The organism is Neobacillus vireti (assembly GCF_036962465.1).
GTDB classification, from domain to species: domain Bacteria; phylum Bacillota; class Bacilli; order Bacillales; family Cytobacillaceae; genus Neobacillus; species Neobacillus vireti_B.
Genome location: NZ_JBALNF010000004.1, coordinates 1 through 12,821, shown reverse-complemented (window position 1 = coordinate 12,821; position 12,821 = coordinate 1). Strand labels below are relative to the sequence as shown.

Annotated in this window: 13 protein-coding genes and 1 pseudogene; 7 read left to right on the top strand and 7 right to left on the bottom strand. The window is 36.5% G+C overall.

The genetic code is table 11. The annotated features are described in order from the left end of the window. Positions 1-55 precede the first annotated feature (55 nt). Positions 56-361, bottom strand: a complete 306-nt coding sequence (locus tag V7077_RS02070) for a HesB/YadR/YfhF family protein (RefSeq protein ID WP_335498175.1) — start codon at positions 359-361, stop codon at positions 56-58. A 285-nt stretch (positions 362-646) separates the two neighbouring features. Here V7077_RS02070 and V7077_RS02065 point away from each other — a divergent pair, with 285 nt between their 5' ends. Further along, complete coding sequence (locus V7077_RS02065) at positions 647-943, top strand: hypothetical protein (protein WP_335498174.1); 297 nt, start codon at positions 647-649, stop codon at positions 941-943. Positions 944-1,028: 85 nt separating this feature from the next. Here V7077_RS02065 and V7077_RS02060 read toward each other — a convergent pair whose 3' ends face one another. From V7077_RS02060 to V7077_RS02035, 6 genes and pseudogenes are all read right to left on the bottom strand, one after another. Continuing rightward, a complete protein-coding gene (locus V7077_RS02060; protein ID WP_335498172.1) occupies positions 1,029-2,381 on the bottom strand; it encodes a hemolysin family protein in 1,353 nt (450 codons plus the stop codon). Between the two features lie 62 nt (positions 2,382-2,443). Next, positions 2,444-2,650, bottom strand: a complete 207-nt coding sequence (locus tag V7077_RS02055) for a hypothetical protein (RefSeq protein WP_335498171.1) — start codon at positions 2,648-2,650, stop codon at positions 2,444-2,446. 12 nt (positions 2,651-2,662) lie between these two features. Beyond that, positions 2,663-2,845, bottom strand: a pseudogene (locus tag V7077_RS02050) (MerR family transcriptional regulator); the annotation flags it as partial. A gap of 187 nt (positions 2,846-3,032) precedes the next feature. Continuing rightward, the gene (locus V7077_RS02045) at positions 3,033-4,343 is read right to left on the bottom strand and encodes a hemolysin family protein (RefSeq protein WP_335498169.1); all 1,311 of its coding nucleotides are present in this window, start codon (positions 4,341-4,343) and stop codon (positions 3,033-3,035) included. Positions 4,344-4,553: 210 nt separating this feature from the next. Next, positions 4,554-5,105, bottom strand: coding sequence for a GNAT family N-acetyltransferase (locus V7077_RS02040; RefSeq protein ID WP_335498168.1), 552 nt, complete (start codon positions 5,103-5,105; stop codon positions 4,554-4,556). Between the two features lie 93 nt (positions 5,106-5,198). Next, on the bottom strand, positions 5,199-6,377 hold the full coding sequence (locus V7077_RS02035; protein WP_335498167.1) for a histidine kinase N-terminal domain-containing protein: 1,179 nt from the start codon (positions 6,375-6,377) through the stop codon (positions 5,199-5,201). Between the two features lie 186 nt (positions 6,378-6,563). Between V7077_RS02035 and thiT the strand changes: the two genes are divergently transcribed. From thiT to V7077_RS02005, 6 genes are all read left to right on the top strand, one after another. Further along, positions 6,564-7,169 (top strand): energy-coupled thiamine transporter ThiT, encoded by a 606-nt coding sequence (gene thiT / locus V7077_RS02030; protein WP_335498166.1) that lies wholly within the window; start codon positions 6,564-6,566, stop codon positions 7,167-7,169. Positions 7,170-7,318: 149 nt separating this feature from the next. After that, on the top strand, positions 7,319-7,543 hold the full coding sequence (locus tag V7077_RS02025; RefSeq protein WP_235742688.1) for a FeoA family protein: 225 nt from the start codon (positions 7,319-7,321) through the stop codon (positions 7,541-7,543). Beyond that, complete coding sequence (feoB, locus tag V7077_RS02020; protein ID WP_335498165.1) at positions 7,543-9,546, top strand: ferrous iron transport protein B; 2,004 nt, start codon at positions 7,543-7,545, stop codon at positions 9,544-9,546. The genes V7077_RS02025 and feoB overlap by 1 nt, the downstream gene beginning before the upstream one ends. 21 nt (positions 9,547-9,567) lie before the next feature. Next, positions 9,568-9,720, top strand: a complete 153-nt coding sequence (locus V7077_RS02015; RefSeq protein ID WP_335498164.1) for a FeoB-associated Cys-rich membrane protein — start codon at positions 9,568-9,570, stop codon at positions 9,718-9,720. 172 nt (positions 9,721-9,892) lie between these two features. Next, entirely contained in the window at positions 9,893-10,348 is a 456-nt protein-coding gene (locus V7077_RS02010; protein ID WP_215040065.1) for a helix-turn-helix transcriptional regulator, read from the top strand. 134 nt (positions 10,349-10,482) lie between these two features. Beyond that, positions 10,483-12,507 (top strand): transglycosylase domain-containing protein, encoded by a 2,025-nt coding sequence (locus V7077_RS02005; protein ID WP_335498163.1) that lies wholly within the window; start codon positions 10,483-10,485, stop codon positions 12,505-12,507. The last annotated feature ends 314 nt before the right edge of the window (positions 12,508-12,821 follow it).

Sequence of the window (12,821 nt, the reverse complement as noted above, 5' to 3'; positions counted from 1 at the left end):
TAATTTAATGAGACTTTTTTAGTGCCCTCTTTTAAAACGGTCATCTTTAATTTTACTACTGAATAGCTGATGTTTCTTTATAGTTAATTTGAATTTCCTCTATTACTTCATTAAAAGATAAGTACGTCTCGGTATCTTCAAAGAACCAAATGTCATTTCCCTCTACATAAAAGGTTATTCCGTTCATTTCTTGTGTGTAACCGACATTTTCAGGCTGCTCAGCTGAGAAAGCAAGACTAAATCCCTTATTCTTTTCCCCAAAGCCGGCATATTGGGGAAATAGACGAATATTGATTGGCTTTTTCATTTCAAATTCCCTCATGAACCATAATGCAGCTTTTTCATCGATCGATATGAACATATTTTTACACCAACCTTTTTAATTTAAAAATCTATTATAAGGTAGAGATATCAAGGATAAAATAAAAATGTAATAAACCCTGCACCTTATAAGGTAAGATTACAATATTTATAGTACAAATAATGTGATAATATACACGTTCATATCCGTATTAAATAAATGTTCATTTTTTCGTTGCAGAATGTTCAAAAGTAAAAAAGGTATAAAGACTGTGCTGTTTTTGTAACATAATAACAGTGAAAATGATGTTAAAATATAAGTATTAAAGGAAGGGAGGTTTGTTCAATGGAAAAAGAATTTGTAAAATTGCCAGAGAACGAACTGGATTTAAAAAGTTTAATTCAAACATTTAACACTACATTGGAAACCATTGAAAAAAGGCTCTCACGATTAGAAAAAATGGATAGTATTGAACATAGAGTGGAAGTTAATCAAATTGATCTGTCAGATATTAAAGATTCACTTCAGCGTATTGAGGAGTCACATAGTAATGAGCTTCAGCATGTTAATCGCCGCCTGGATTCTCATTTGGTTAAAATAGCAAAGTTAGAAGAAGATATGATTATCTCAATAAAAAAATAATGATAGTGGAGACTGTTTAACGTAAACAGTCTTTTTATTTTGATTAAAACGCAAAAAAATAGACCGATAGATTCGGCCTATTTTTCTATGAGAGGACTTCTGAATTTGTTACTGATACTTGTGGGGATGTAGATTCCTCATTAGTTGCATTTTTTGATACCTCAATGTACTTGATATGATGTTCTTCCATATCGAGTATTTTAAAGGTATAGGTATCATGAAGAATGATGTCGCCTTCTTTGGCTTCGTAATTCTCGGTTAGAATCCAACCACCGATTGTATCGACATCTTCATCATCGATTTCAACCCCTAATAAATCATTAATCTCACTCACTAAAACCTTTGAATCGATGATGTAATGGTTTTCCTTAACCTTTCGGATTTCTGGAATCTCATCCATATCGAATTCATCTCGAATTTCACCAACAATTTCCTCTAGGATATCCTCGACCGTAACAACTCCTGATGTTCCACCATATTCATCCATTAATACAGCCATATGAACACGGTCTTTTTGCATCTTCACTAATAAGTCATGAATTGGGATTGTTTCTATTACTCTAATAATTGGACGAGTATAACTTTCTAGTGTTTGTGATGAAAGGTTTTCATTGCCAATTAAATCAGTCATGATTTCTTTGATATTGATTAAACCAATAATATGATCTTTATCTCCATCAATAACAGGATATCTAGTGAACTTTTCTTCTCGTAAAACCTGAAGAAAAGTTTCTAACGAATCGTCCTTTGATAAAGAAACCATTTCTGTTCGAGGTACCATGATTTCTTTGGCAATGCGATTGTCAAATTCAAAAATTTTATTTACATACTTAAACTCTGATTGGTTAATTTCGCCACTTTTATAGCTTTCAGACAGGATAATTCGAAGTTCTTCCTCAGTATGGGCAATTTCATTTTCCGACACGGGCTTTAGCCCGAAAATACTGGAAACAATCCGTGCAGATTTATTTAATACCCATATAAAAGGGTACATTATTTTATAAAACATGATAAGCGGACGCGAAACAAGCAAGGTAATTAGCTCTGCCTTTTGAATAGCAAGTGTCTTAGGAGCCAATTCTCCAACAACTACATGCAGGAAGGTAATAAGAGCAAAAGCAATTCCGACCGATAATATTTGAGTCACACTCTCAGGAATGTTAAGTTTTAGAAAAAGCGGACCCAGAATATGTTCAATGGTCGATTCCCCAATCCAGCCTAATCCTAATGCAGTTATCGTAATACCTAATTGGCAGGCAGATAAATACTCATCTAAATTCGATATTACTTTTTTTGCCGGTACTGCCTTCGAATTTCCTTCCTCAATTAACTGATCAATTCTTGAACTTCTAATTTTGACAATGGCAAATTCAGAAGTTACAAAAAAGGCAGTTAAAGCAATTAAAATGGCTATAATAACCAAGTTAAATATGTCCAAATAAGTTCCCTTATCCCGCTGTTTAGACGGGTAAGGTGTCACCTCCCAGTTATTTAAAAAAGTTAAGTCGTAACACTTAAAAGTGATTTCATTAGAACTGCTCTAAGCAGACTAAGATTGTTTGTCAGCTTTTCTTTCTGTTCCTCATCCAATTTTTCTAAAATAGGGATGAGGTCAAATAAGTCGCTATGCAGCTGTTTCATTTGCTGCGTTACAGCACTTACATGCTTTTCAACCTCAGATTCACGAAGGTTTTTTTCCTTACGCATCTCTAGTTTTCTTTTAATCTCGTCTAATGGAAAGTGCAGACATTTACATTCCTCTATAAATCTCAAATCATCTAATGCTTCATCCGAATAAATGCGGTAATTTGATTTAGAGCGTTCTGCCTTTAACAAGCCAATAGACGTATAATAGTCAATCGTGCGTTTTGATAAGTGCGCAATTTCCGCTATTTCACCAATCCGATAAACAGCCCCATCATACCACCTCTACAATTTACAAATTAATAATAATTATAAAGAAATTAAACCATACAGTCAAACGTTATAGTTTAGTTAGTAGTTTATACTCATATTTTATGGAAAAAAGCAGTAAATATGAACGAAAAAACAAAGTATTACAAAAATGATGCATAAAGAAAACGCCCCATTATTCGGAGGCGCTGTGATTACTCTTGCTCACTTCAATAAATACGATATGATGGCCTTCATTTTCTTTTATTTGGAACGTGAAGCCTTCCTTATCAATTGAATCCCCTTTTTTGACATCGAATTTTTGTGTTAAAAACCATCCGCCAATTGTGTCTACGTCCTCTTCCTCAAGTGTTGTTCCCAGGAGATCATTTACCTCGCTAATTAGAACTTTCCCATCTAAAATGTAGTGATTCTCGCCCTTCTTTTGAATAAGTGGGAGCTCATCCATATCAAATTCATCACGAATTTCTCCGACTATTTCCTCTAGAATATCTTCAACAGTGACAATTCCAGCCGTCCCACCATATTCATCGGATAAAACAGCCATATGAGAGCGGTTCTTTTGTAATTTTACTAAAAGCTCCTGTATTGGAATATTTTCAATTACATGAATCACGGGTTTGATATACGGGAGAAGAGGTTGTTCTCCTGTACATTTCTGCTGAATACAATCGGTAAGGACTTCTTTAATATTTACTACGCCTAGAATATTATCTTTATCTCCATCGATGAGGGGATATCGCGTATATTTTTCCTCGCGGACAATGTCGATAATTTCATCCATAGTGGCATCTTTTGACAGGGTGATGATTTCAGTCCTTGGCACCATTATTTCCTTTGCAATTCGATCGTCAAATTCAAAAATATTATTCATATAACTGTATTCGGAATGATTGATTTCACCGCTTTCATAACTTTGGGAGAGGATCATACGCAATTCTTCCTCAGATAAAACAATCTCTTGCTCTGAAGTTGGTTTAATTCCGAAAAGTCCCGTTACAAACCGAGCAGACCTGTTAAGGATCCAAATAAAGGGATACATCAACCGATAAAAAAGTATCAATGGTTTTGCAACCCGCATAATGATTTGTTCTGACTTTTGAATGGCAAACGTTTTTGGTGCTAATTCACCAATAACTACATTGAAAAAGGTAATGATCGAAAAGGCAAGAATAAAAGAGATCACTTGTTCCAATGATTGCGGTAAATCAATCCAAGAAAAAATTGGTTCTAAAATCCCGCGGATTGTAGGCTCTCCCAACCAACCTAGGATAAGAGAAGTAATCGTAATGCCGACCTGCGTGGCGGATAAATACCCATCTAAATTAGAAATGACTTTTTTGGCTGCTTCCGCTTTTTTATTACCCTCCGCCATTAATTGATCTATTCTAGTCGTTCGTACCTTTACCATTGCAAATTCAGATGCTACAAAAAATGCGGTAAAAGTAATCAGGATAACAATAATTAAAACGTTCATCCAAATCATTTAGTACCTTACAAAGGGTAAGGCATTCCACCTCACTTACTTTTTACTGTATGTATTAATTATTCCCGATAAATCTAAAATCTAACTTTTTCAAATTGCTCAAGTTTCCTTATATTATTTCAAAAATGATTCTTAATAGCAAATAAGCTATCATTTTAACAAAAAAAACAGCCTCGCTGGCTGCTGTTTGATTTTTGGTTTGTTGGGTGTTTAAACCTGGACAGGATTCCACTCCCGTGCGAGCATACTATAAATAATGAGGTCATGAAAATGTCCATTTAAATGTTCTCCATCTCGGACTGTCCCTTCTCTGACAAACCTCAAACGTTCTGGGATTGCCCGGCTTTTTTTATTTTTTACCCCACAGCGAATTTCAATCCGATTTAAACCTAATTGGAAAAAGCAATAATTCAGTAGTGCTTTAACGGATCTGGTAATTACTCCATGACCTTCCGCTTTTTTAGCTAAATAATAGCCGATGCTTGCCATGCTGTTATACCAATCAATTTGGTGTAAACCTAAGGAGCCGACAAGCTCACCCCGATATTGAATGCCCACATTAAGGCCGCTGTTCTCTGCAAATTGATTAAGCCATACGGGGATAACTGTTTCAATTTGATACGGGGTTGTCATACTATCCACCCAGGGCATCCATTCCCGCAAATGCTCGCGATTCTCTTCAATAAGTCTGAATAACGATAAAGAATGATGCTGTTGAAACAATTGAAGCTCGATTTCATGATCCACTTTTAATGTAAACATAGGCCTATTCTCCCGATGATGATTTTTGGTACATCATATGCGCATTTGGCCCGGAACGGGAGGAAGAATTTAAAAGAAAAAAATCCCGGCTTATTAAAAAGGGGGATTTGATGATTTCACCAGATTAATTTCAGTCTCGTCCATTTGGTCTAAAACTACTGGCAAGAATATAGAAAAGGTAGTTTTATCCTCTGAGGAATCACAGGTTAATTTTCCTTTGTGTTTTTCAATAATTTCTTTACAGACAAACAGCCCCAGACCTGTTCCTAGTTTTTTTGTGGTGAAAAATGGTTCAAAAATGGTTTTATGCAATTCGGAGGGAATGACTGGCCCATTATTTGAAATACTTATTTTAATCGTCGTATCATTTTCAAATGAACTTTTTATCTCGATGGTTGGATGGGGTACCTCATGATGATTCAAAACATCAATGGCATTAAAAATGATATTGATAAAAACTTGTCTTATTTCATCTGCATAGCCAATCAAGGTAAAATCACCAGTCAAATGATTTAGAATTTTAACTTTACCATCCAAAATGCTCGGGTAGAGGAAATTTAAAACCTCATCTATTAGGTTATTTAATTTGAAGTATACCTTTTCCTTGCCGATTAACTCTTTTTTTGATAGTAACAAAAACTGTGAGATTCGAAAGTTCAGCTGATCTAATTCGCTTGAAATAATATCTAAATATCTCATATTTGGATAATCAGCTTTAAGTAATTGTATAAATCCTTGTACTGATGTAAGCGGGTTTCTAAATTCATGAATAAAGCTTGAGGTCATTTGGCCGAGAAGTGTTAAGCGATCTTGATGGGTTGAATCAATAAACATCGTCTTTTCTTCAATAATTTTATTTTTTGCTTCAGAGTAATGAGATACGGCAAAATATAAAAATTTATCAAAACAAAAATTAATATCATTAATGGATTTCTGCAGTTCGGACCAGGTGAGTCCTGTTTGACTTAAATAGTTATATAAAACGGTCCTTCCGGTATTTACATTGTAAACAAAATCACCAATGTTAATGTCTGCTAAAACGCGTTCCTTTGAAATATCAATGGCAATTTTTTCAATCACATTTAATAATTCTTCTTTTGATAAGGTATGCATCGTAAGAATGACATCAAATAGGGCTTCAGCATTTTCACGAATTTTACCTTTAAAAGGATCACCGTCATAAATCAATATTGTTTTTTCCCACTCTTGGACTAATTGCTTTTTGTTCTGTGCAAAAAAGGCGACTAAATCCGTTTGTTCTCCCGTAGACATGTTGTTTCCCCCTATTGGTTTTAACCAAACTGATTACCATGATAATTCGCTGATGATTGTAAAAATCCTTTTTAAAATTGTAGAAATATTTTTTATCTAGTAAAATGTTGATAATTATATATAAATTAGAAGCAAATTGATAACATTTGTTACAACAAAAATCTTGTTTAATTAGAGGACGTTATAATGGGGGAGAATTTAGTGTATCAAACTAGAAGTAATACATTATTTATCGCAGAGGTTGCTGTATTTACTGCACTTGCTTATTTATTAGATTTTGTAGCAGGGATTGTTTCTTTAAAGATATGGCCGCAGGGAGGTTCTATCTCCATTGCGATGGTACCGATCTTTCTGATTGCCTATCGTTGGGGAATAAAAGGCGGGCTTTTAACAGGCTTTTTATTAGGTTTCCTTCAGTTTATTTTGGGATTTTCACAAGTTTATACGATTGTTCAAGGGATTATTGATTACTTTATTGCTTTTACAGTAGTTGGGACCTCCGGAATTTTTGCTTCAGCGATCAAAAAAGCTTTGAATCAACAGAACAAGGGTAAATGGATGACGTATGTAATATGTGGGGCGTTTTTGGGAAGTGCTTTACGATATATTTGTCATGTGATTTCTGGGATTGCCTTTTTCGGTGAGTATGCTCCTAAAGGTCAGCCGGTAGCTATCTACTCTTTACTTTATAATGGGACTTATATGCTGCCGAATTTTCTAATAAGTGCGATCATCACCGTTTTGTTAATCAGTGCATTACCAAAGAAAATGGTGCTGCAAAAGAGTTTATAAGAACGAAAAAGAGGAAAGTATATACTTTTCCTTTTTTTTGTGCACTTTTCGAACTTTTGTCAAATTTATTATGCTTATTAACCCAAAAAAGTGTTAAAATACATTTAGAAAGATAATCATTCTCAATTAACTTAGATAGGGTGATATACATGTTTAGGGCTTTAAAAGCAGGAGATAAAGGGAAAATAATCGATCTATCTCATGTTGGTCACCTCGTTCAAAGACGCTTACTTGATTTAGGAATTACTGAAGGATCTGAAGTCTGTGTAAAATGTGTTATGCCATTTGGCGGACCGATTATGATAGAATCATGCGGCCAGTGTGTTGGCCTGCGCCGGAAAGAAGCAGTTCAGATTGAAGTGGAGAGAATATAATGGAAATCGCTCTAATTGGAAACCCGAATACTGGAAAAACCTCATTATTTAATAATCTAACAGGTTCCTATGAGTATGTTGGTAACTGGAGCGGTGTAACAGTTGAAAAGAAAGTCGGCGTTTTCAAGAATAATATTGGCCAATTAATAGATTTACCTGGCGTATATACACTTAACCCTTTATCAAAGGATGAGGGAGTTGTTACCTCGTTCTTTTTGAATGAATCTGTTGACCGATTATTAAATATTTTAGATGCATCACAATTAGAACGTAATTTACATTTAACCTTGCAATTGCTCGAGTTTGAGAAGCCTGCACTTATCGGTTTAAATATGATTGATGTGGCTAATAAGCGTGGGATTCAGATTGATGTGTCTAAGCTTGCCGAGGCCCTTGGAGTTCCAGTTGTGCCTGTCGTGGCCCGCAGCGGAAAAGGTTGCGACAAGCTTGTTGAGGTAATCTCTACAAAATCAATTCAATCTGTTAATAAACATCTCGTCTATTATGGCAAAGAAGTCGAGGAGGGAATTTCTGCGATTACCGGAGAGATCATGGGCAAGACCAGCCACCCTACACGTTTTCTAGCCATTCAATATTTTGAAGGAAATCAATACGTTCAAAATTATGTTAACAGTATTGCCAATCCTCAAAGAATAAACGAAATTATAAACAACTTGGAAAACAAGCTGCAAGCACAGTTGGATAAAAAGTCACTTGCCAATTTTATTTATTTAAAACGAAGAGAAGTGATTGAAAAAATCGTGGCTGAAGTAGCAAGCAAAAGTAACTCAGGTTTACCACTTTCTGAAAAAATTGATAGCATCGTAACAAATCGCTTTCTAGGGATGCCTATTTTTCTTTTGCTTATGTATTTCATGTTTATGCTGACATTTGATTGGCTCGGAACACCTCTATCAGATATACTAGATGCCTTTCTAACGGGACCAATTACTACTGGCTTTGAGGCAGTCTTGAGTGCAATTCATGCCTCAGATTTTATTCATGCCTTAATTATTGAAGGATTAGTTGCCGGTGTTGGTGGTGTTCTGGTGTTTGTACCGCAAATTTTTATCCTTTTCTTCTTTATTTCTTTATTAGAAGACTCTGGTTATATGGCACGTGTTGCCCTTGTAATGGACCGCATCATGGAATCGGTAGGATTAAATGGTAAAGCGTTTATCCCGATGATGATCGGATTTGGCTGTAATGTACCAGGGATTATGGCTGCTAGAACGATTGAAACACCTAGGGAGAGATTACTAACCATCCTTTTAACACCGCTAATGTCATGTTCAGCACGGTTACCGGTATACGCTTTATTTGTAGGGGCTTTTTTTGCAGGACATAAGGCATTCGTTGTTCTTAGCCTATACGTGCTGGGAATTGTAGTGGCATTAACGTTAGCCAAAATCTTTTCTAAAACACTACTAAAATCAGAAACATCTTTATTTGTAATTGAACTCCCTCCGTACAGACTACCACAGTTTCAATCATTATGGAGAAGTACCTGGGATAAAGGAAAAGGATTTGTTAGAAAGGCGGGAACCTTTATTTTTGCCGGTTCAGTCTTTATCTGGCTGTTATCATATGCAGGTCCTGATGGTTTAAAGGTTGATATGGATCATAGTTATTTAGCTGCCATTGGGAATATCATCGCCCCTATTTTTGATCCAATTGGATTTGGTACCTGGCAGGCATCTGCTTCCTTAATAACGGGCTTCTTGGCAAAAGAAGCGATCATTTCAACCATGAATATTATTTACTTTGTTCCAAATGATGCAAGCCTTCAGGGGTTATTGGCACAATACTATACCCCGCTTGCCGCCTATAGCTTCATGGTCTTTATCCTTTTGTATATACCTTGTTTGGCAACGACGGCAACGATTTATAAGGAAACAGGTTCTAAAAAATGGACTGCTTTTGCCATGATATATGCGTTTGTGATTGCTTATGTATTATCATTGGTCATCTATCAAGGCGGAAAATTAGTTGGATGGATGTAAAATCTGGAAGGGGTGGAACAAATGATTGCCAGTATCATAATCGGTGTGGCTATTTTTGGATATGCCGCCTGGGCCTTAGTTAAGTTTATAAATAAATCCAAAAAGGGAAAATGCGCTGCCTGTGATTTGAAAAATTCTTGTTCAAGTCAGTGCCATCTTCCACCACAAGGATAGAAAATCTCAGGCACCCGGAGCAGTGGCGTATGGCCTAAGAGAGGATTATTTTAAATGAATAGCTACTTAAACTGCTATAGTGATTTATAGCAGTTTTTTGTTGTTTGAAATTTGAATACTCTTTTAATCTTGTGTAAAATTACACTAGAGAAATTTGAAGGAAGGGCTTACTGTGACCAGAGATGAAATTATAATGCAGGTTTCTGTTAAGCTTCGTCTAATCAGGGCAGAAGCAGGTTATACCCAGGATAAGATGGCTGATATTATTGGTGTCTCGAAGAAAACCCTTGTTCAAATTGAAAAAGGGAGAGTTTTAGCTGGCTGGTCGACGGTTGTTTCAATTTGTGCTCTTTTCCGAGAAACGGAGACGGTTCAATTTTTATTTGGAAATGAGCCACTTGAGGTATTAGAGACAGTTGCCCTAAACGGCATTGATCTTCGTAAAACAAAAACGCTTGGAGGCCGGGTTTGGTGGAGGGTAATTTCACAAAAAAACGGCTTTATTCTCCAGCAAAATATTTTAAGTAAGCATTTTCGGATCCTAGATGAGCAAAACTATCGTATCTTTTCAAGCTTCGATGAAAAGCTTTCCAAACAACGCTTTAAAGAACTGGTAAAAAGTGAATAATAGAAGTAAAAAAGATGTGGTCCTGACCCATCTTTTTTTGATAAGGAAGCTTCCATCTCCAAGCCGTTATAAAGCCTAATAAATCATCGAAAAGTATATCTTTAATAGAGATTACAGCTAAAGGATGTCCTCATATGATATTTACTAATAAAGTAATCGGGCTCGTTAAACAGCTGAAAAAGTGGCATTTATTTCAAGTGATTGTGTTGTTGATACTGATTCTAATGCTATTCTTTTTCGGCTTACTTTCCTACTTTACAAAAGAGGCAGATATTTCAGGGTTAAAGAATGAGCTGCCGCAGCCTACTGTTTTTTATGATGTTAATGGAAAAATGGCTAGCAAAGTATCCGCAAATAAGAATGAAGGTGTTTCAATTAAGGTAGTCCCCGCTTCCTTAAAGAATGCCATTATAGCAATTGAAGACCATCGCTTTTACAAGCATAATGGGGTTGATTTAATCGGAACTGCACGCGCGCTTTTTCGAGACCTGATGGCAGGCGGGATGGTTGAAGGAGGGAGTACGATCACACAGCAATTAACGAAAAATACCATTCTGACGTCTGAAAAAACCTTTAAAAGAAAGGTTCAAGAGGTCTTTTTAGCCATTGCAGTTGAAAGGGAGTATTCTAAATCAGAAATCCTGCAAATGTACATGAATCAAATATATTTTGGGGATGGAGCCTATGGAATTAAACAAGCAGCAAGCAAATACTTCTCCAAAGATGTCCGGGATTTATCTCTAAGTGAATCTGCGCTACTTGCCGGCTTAATTAAAGCACCATCAGCCCTAAATCCATATAAGCATATGGAAAAGGCAACCGAAAGACGAAATCTAGTCTTGGCTGCAATGAAAGAACAAGCCTACATCACAAACGGTCAGTATCAAAAGGCAAAAAAAGAAAAGATTGTCTTAAATGATAAAGGTGGCGATCCATTCCGCGGAAAATATCCATATTATGTCGATCAAGTTTTAGATGAGGCCATTAAACGATACGGTTTTTCACAGGATGAATTATTAACAGGCGGCTTCCGAATTTATACGGAACTTGATCCAAAAATGCAAGCGGCTATAGAAGAAACCTACCAAGATAATTCCCTTTTTCCTAAAGGTACGGACCGCCTTGTCCAGAGCGGCGGGGTATTACTTGACCCAAAAACAGGAGGAGTCAGGGCCATTATTGGCGGAAGAGGAGAACATACCTTCAGAGGTTATAATCGTGCCTCACAATTAAAGGCACAGCCCGGCTCATCCTTTAAACCGATAGCTGTTTATACACCAGCGCTAGAGGAAGGCTGGAAGATTACCGATATGCTTAAGGACGAACCAATGAAATTTAGGTCTTATCATCCAAGTAATTATGACCACCAGTATGCTGGCGAGGTCCCTATGTACGAAGCGGTAAAGGAATCGAAAAATGTTTCTGCCGTGTGGCTTTTAAATGAAATAGGAATAGATAAGGGAGTGGATTCTGTTAAACGGTTTGGCATTTCGTTAGATAAAGAAGATGAAAATTTATCAATGGCGCTAGGTGGTTTGCATAATGGGGTTTCTCCTTTAGAAATGGCCGAAGCATTTTCAGTCTTTCCTAATAAAGGAAGCAGAATAAAGGCACATGTGATTAAAAAAATCGTTGATTCAGAGGGGAAAGTAGTCGCCAAGTGGAAGGAAAAAAGGGTCAGGGTAACCACGAAGGCTGTAACCGATAATATCACGACTATGCTCCTTGGTGTAGTGGAAGCAGGAACGGGAAAAGCAGCAAAAATCCCTGGAAGGGAAACTGCTGGAAAGACAGGATCTACCCAGGTGCCAATCAAAGGGATAAACGGCTTAAAGGATCAGTGGTTTGTCGGTTATACTCCTCAGTTGGTCGGTTCGTTCTGGGTCGGGTATGATCAAACAGATGTGGGCCATTATATAACCCCAACTGGTGCAACGGGTGCTGCTGTTGTCTTTAGTAAGGTGATGGAAAAGTCATTATGGGGCGCTTCGAACCAAAGTTTCAATGTTCCACATATTGCCCCATTGATTGAAAAAAGGAAAAAAGAAGATGAAAAAAGTCATTTTCAAGAGCATTTCAACAATGAAGTTCAAAGATGGGAAGACAAGTGGAATAAACAAATAGAAAAATGGAGGAATAAAATAAAAGGTCGGGACTAAAAGAGATATATTCAAAAAGAATTCACATCCAAGTCACAAAAGTGTAATTTTTATCACTTGCTGCATTTGGCCTTTATGATATTTTTAAATAAAAATCATAGGGTGTGATGTAAATGTCAGAATACTCCATTGTTTTAGCAATTGGCAGCTTTTTAATTCTTTCTTACTTTATCGGATATACACTCATTAAATCATAAGCTGCAGACAAAGTGTCTGCAGTCTTTTTATTTCTATGGCTGTGTTAATCTTGAATGTTGATTTCCGCTCCAGGCGGCTTCGCTTTCCGCGGGCGTGCCGGGGAGCCTCCTCGGCGC

What these genes read in the sequence shown, in the direction of transcription:
- V7077_RS02055 (WP_335498171.1), bottom strand. Translation starts at nt 2,650, where the DNA reads ATGCGTAAGGAAAAAAACCTTCGTGAATCTGAGGTTGAAAAGCATGTA.
- V7077_RS02015 (WP_335498164.1), top strand. Translation starts at nt 9,568, where the DNA reads ATGATTGCCAGTATCATAATCGGTGTGGCTATTTTTGGATATGCCGCC.
- V7077_RS02005 (WP_335498163.1), top strand. Translation starts at nt 10,483, where the DNA reads ATGATATTTACTAATAAAGTAATCGGGCTCGTTAAACAGCTGAAAAAG.
- feoB (WP_335498165.1), top strand. Translation starts at nt 7,543, where the DNA reads ATGGAAATCGCTCTAATTGGAAACCCGAATACTGGAAAAACCTCATTA.
- V7077_RS02045 (WP_335498169.1), bottom strand. Translation starts at nt 4,343, where the DNA reads ATGATTTGGATGAACGTTTTAATTATTGTTATCCTGATTACTTTTACC.
- V7077_RS02025 (WP_235742688.1), top strand. Translation starts at nt 7,319, where the DNA reads ATGTTTAGGGCTTTAAAAGCAGGAGATAAAGGGAAAATAATCGATCTA.
- V7077_RS02070 (WP_335498175.1), bottom strand. Translation starts at nt 361, where the DNA reads ATGTTCATATCGATCGATGAAAAAGCTGCATTATGGTTCATGAGGGAA.
- V7077_RS02035 (WP_335498167.1), bottom strand. Translation starts at nt 6,377, where the DNA reads ATGTCTACGGGAGAACAAACGGATTTAGTCGCCTTTTTTGCACAGAAC.
- V7077_RS02065 (WP_335498174.1), top strand. Translation starts at nt 647, where the DNA reads ATGGAAAAAGAATTTGTAAAATTGCCAGAGAACGAACTGGATTTAAAA.
- thiT (WP_335498166.1), top strand. Translation starts at nt 6,564, where the DNA reads ATGGGGGAGAATTTAGTGTATCAAACTAGAAGTAATACATTATTTATC.
- V7077_RS02040 (WP_335498168.1), bottom strand. Translation starts at nt 5,105, where the DNA reads ATGTTTACATTAAAAGTGGATCATGAAATCGAGCTTCAATTGTTTCAA.